This window comes from Streptomyces sp. NPDC059900, from assembly GCF_050270335.1.
Classification (GTDB): Bacteria; Actinomycetota; Actinomycetes; order Streptomycetales; family Streptomycetaceae; genus Streptomyces.
Map to the genome: position 1 here is coordinate 1 of NZ_JBNNJZ010000795.1, position 2,981 is coordinate 2,981.

Below are 2,981 nucleotides of genomic sequence, written 5' to 3' on the forward strand. Positions count from 1 at the left end.
CAACTGGGACCACCCGAACTACCCCCTGGAAGTGTTCGGCCAGACCTCCGGCATGAACCGGCTCATCGGTGCCGCCTTCCACTGCTACGGCGGCAGCCCCGAGGCCGAGCAGCAGGTGCGTGACGCGGGCAAGCGGGTGTTCTTCACGGAGTGCTCGGGCACCGACTCCTCGGACGCCTCCAAGACGTTCGCCGACACTTTGAAGTGGCACGCCGAGAACCTCGTCGTGCGCAACATGCGCAGCGGCGGCGAGACCGTCGTCAGCTGGAACCTCGCCCTCGACCAGAACGGCGGCCCGCACCAGGGACTGTGCGGCACCCGCTGCAACGGCGTCGTCGAGACCAGGAATGACGGCACGGTCACCAAGAACGCCGAGTACTACATGCTGGGCCACCTGACCAAGTTCGTGGACGAGGGAGCGACTCGGATCGGCTCCACCGGGGACACGACCCTCAGGAACGTCGCGTTCCAGAACCCGGACGGCTCGCGGGCCGTGTACGCGGTGAACACCGGCTCCGCGGCGAAGACCTTCTCGGTCACCGACGCGGGCCGCACCTTCACCTACACGCTGCCCGCAGGGGCGGTGGCCACCTTCACCTGGCGCCCCTGAGCGTGTGGTCGCCTGCCCCGCGCCCGGCTGAGGCGCGGGGCAGGCGTTGCGGGCTCAGCATGAAGGCCAAGGGCTACGGCAGGACGCGGTAGTGCGTGGTCAGACGGTGGTCGTCGTCCAGGACGTGGAACGCCAGGCCGGGCGGCTGCTCGCGGTCTGCGGGCGCGTCACCCTCCCAGGGCAGGCGCAGCGTCCAGGTGATGGCGGGGCCGACGATCAGCGGGCGTGCGCCGAAGATGCTGGCGGCCGCGGTGTGGGCGTGGCCGGTGAGGACCGCGGCGATGCGCGGGTGTGCTTCGAGCAGTGCGGCGAGCTGTTCGGGCTGCTGGAGGGTGTAGGCGTCGGGCAGCGGGTGGTGGAGGTCGACGGGCGGCTGGTGGAAGGCGATCAGTGCCGGGGTGTCGCCGGGCAGTGCGGCCAGGGTGGTGTCGATCCAGGCGAGTGTCTCCGCGTCGAGGAGCCCCTCGTCACGGCCGGGGATGGTGGAGTCGCACATCAGGATGGCGGTGCCCGCGATGTGGTGGACCTCGTTGACCGGGCCCTCGGCGGGTTCCCGGCCGAGCAGGGCCTTGCGGTAGGCGGGGCGCACGTCGTGATTGCCGGGGCAGGTGAGGACCGGGAAGGGGGCGGCCAGGATCCGGGCTGCCTCCTCGTACTCGGCTTCGGTGCCGTGGTCGGCGATGTCGCCGGTGACCAGGAGGGCGTCGACCGGGCGGGGCAGGGCGCGCAGATAGTCCATGACGTGCGTGGCGCGACGGGTCGCGCGCTCGCTGCCGTCGAGGTGCAGGTCACTGATCTGGGCAAGCAACGCTGTCATCGCTCGGTCTCCTCCTGGTGGGGCGGGGGCGCAAGGTCACCCGCCCCGCATGTCTAACGGAAGTTTTCAGTTTGCCGTTAGGACATTAGAGTGTGACGGGGGACAGGACAAGAGGCTTATGGCAGCGCCCGGCAACGGGCAGCGAAAAGAGGAGACCATCCGTGGAGCGCTGGCCGGCACTGGAACTGGCGGGCACGATCCGCCACGACGGGGACGGCGGTGTCGCCGACGACCTGGCCACGACCGAGGACGCCACCCGCTGGATCCGCGGGCAGGACGGCCTGCTGCCCGCCCACATCGGGGCCGGGGAACTCACGGCGGACGAGGACCTCAAGCGGCAGATCGTCGAACTGCGGCGCGCGGTAAGGGCGTTGTTCGCGCGTGCCGTCAGCCCCGCGCCGCCCAGCCCGGCGGACGCCCACCGCCTGATGCCCGCCGAGCAGGCGCTGGCCCACCTCAACGCGACCGCCGCCCGCGAACTGATCGCCCCGCAGCTGGAGTGGCGGCACGAAGCACCCCCCGCCGTACGGCTGCTGACGGCGCAGGACGATCCGCACGGCGCCCTCCTGGCGGCCCTTTCCCGCGCCGCGATCGACTTCCTGAGCGGCCCGCAGCGCGAGCAGCTGCGGGCCTGCACGGCGCCTCGGTGCGTGCGCTACTTCGTCAAGAGCCACGGCCGGCAGGAGTGGTGCAAGACGTCATGCGGGAACCGGGCCCGCGCTGCTCGCCACTACCGGCGTCATCGTGTGGCGTCCGAGGACGATTCCGCGTTGGGATGACCCGGGCCGCTGGCCTGGTCGTGGCCGTCGAAGTCCCAGGCGCCGACGTCGCGGTAGCGGATGGGCCCCGGACCGCGCCCGATGTTGCTCGCCACCAGATGCAGACGCCCGGCCTGCCACGCGCGGCCGGTGAACCCGTCGAGCCCGGCGGCGGCTTGCACCGCACGGGACGGGGTGTCCCGGCGGGCGCGGGCCAGCGTCAGATGCGGGCGGAACGGCCGCTCCGCCGGAGGCAGTCCGCATTCCTCGACCACGGCACGCACCTCGCCGGCGAGCGAATGCAAGTCATCGAGGTCGCCGCCGATTCCGCTCCACAGCACCCGCTCGTCGAAGTGCCCGCCACCGCGCAGCGTCAGGGTGAGGGGACGGCGGGCCGCCGCGAGGCGCGCGAGCGGCGTGCTCAGGAGTGAAACCACCGAGGCGGGCACCTCGCCGAGGAACGCCAGCGTGATGTGCCAGTCCTCGATACGGTTCCACCGCATCCGGGGATGCGCCTCGTAGGCAGGGCCGAGTACCCGCGCCAGTTCCTGCTTCGCGTCGTCGGGCGGAGCGAGCGCGATGAACACACGGACGGTCGCGGCCTGAATCTGATCGTTCACAGAAGACCTCCGAGGATGCCCCGTCCTTCAGGGCGGGGAGGAATCGGACCCCTGCGGAGCGGGGCAGGGGGCGAGGCTGCGCCGCCGGGCGCGGAGTTGTTGTCAGTGACGGCCGGTACGTTGATTGCATGACGACACCGGCTGGTGACCAGGGGTCCGGGCATGCCCGGTATACC

General features: G+C 71.4%; 4 protein-coding genes. 2 read left to right on the forward strand and 2 right to left on the reverse strand.

Features of this window, described 5'->3' with window-relative positions; translation table 11 throughout:
* On the forward strand, positions 1 to 610 hold a 610-nt coding region (locus tag ACQKIP_RS44040; RefSeq protein WP_427745572.1), incomplete at its 5' end, for a glycoside hydrolase family 30 beta sandwich domain-containing protein.
* 73 nt (positions 611 to 683) lie between these two features.
* Here the strand turns inward: ACQKIP_RS44040 and ACQKIP_RS44045 are convergent.
* Positions 684 to 1,427 (reverse strand): metallophosphoesterase, encoded by a 744-nt coding sequence (locus tag ACQKIP_RS44045; protein WP_365854054.1) that lies wholly within the window; start codon positions 1,425 to 1,427, stop codon positions 684 to 686.
* A 161-nt stretch (positions 1,428 to 1,588) separates the two neighbouring features.
* On the opposite strand from ACQKIP_RS44045, the gene ACQKIP_RS44050 reads away from it, so the two are divergent.
* On the forward strand, positions 1,589 to 2,206 hold the full coding sequence (locus ACQKIP_RS44050; protein WP_365854052.1) for a CGNR zinc finger domain-containing protein: 618 nt from the start codon (positions 1,589 to 1,591) through the stop codon (positions 2,204 to 2,206).
* Here ACQKIP_RS44050 and thpR read toward each other — a convergent pair.
* Positions 2,167 to 2,805 carry an RNA 2',3'-cyclic phosphodiesterase gene (gene thpR / locus ACQKIP_RS44055; RefSeq protein ID WP_365854050.1) on the reverse strand — a complete coding sequence of 213 codons (639 nt, stop codon included), beginning with the start codon at positions 2,803 to 2,805 and terminating at the stop codon, positions 2,167 to 2,169. The genes ACQKIP_RS44050 and thpR overlap by 40 nt on opposite strands.
* Positions 2,806 to 2,981 lie beyond the last annotated feature (176 nt).

Coding starts and splice junctions, on each gene's coding strand:
- ACQKIP_RS44045 (WP_365854054.1), bottom strand. CDS start 1,427: ATGACAGCGTTGCTTGCCCAGATCAGTGACCTGCACCTCGACGGCAGC.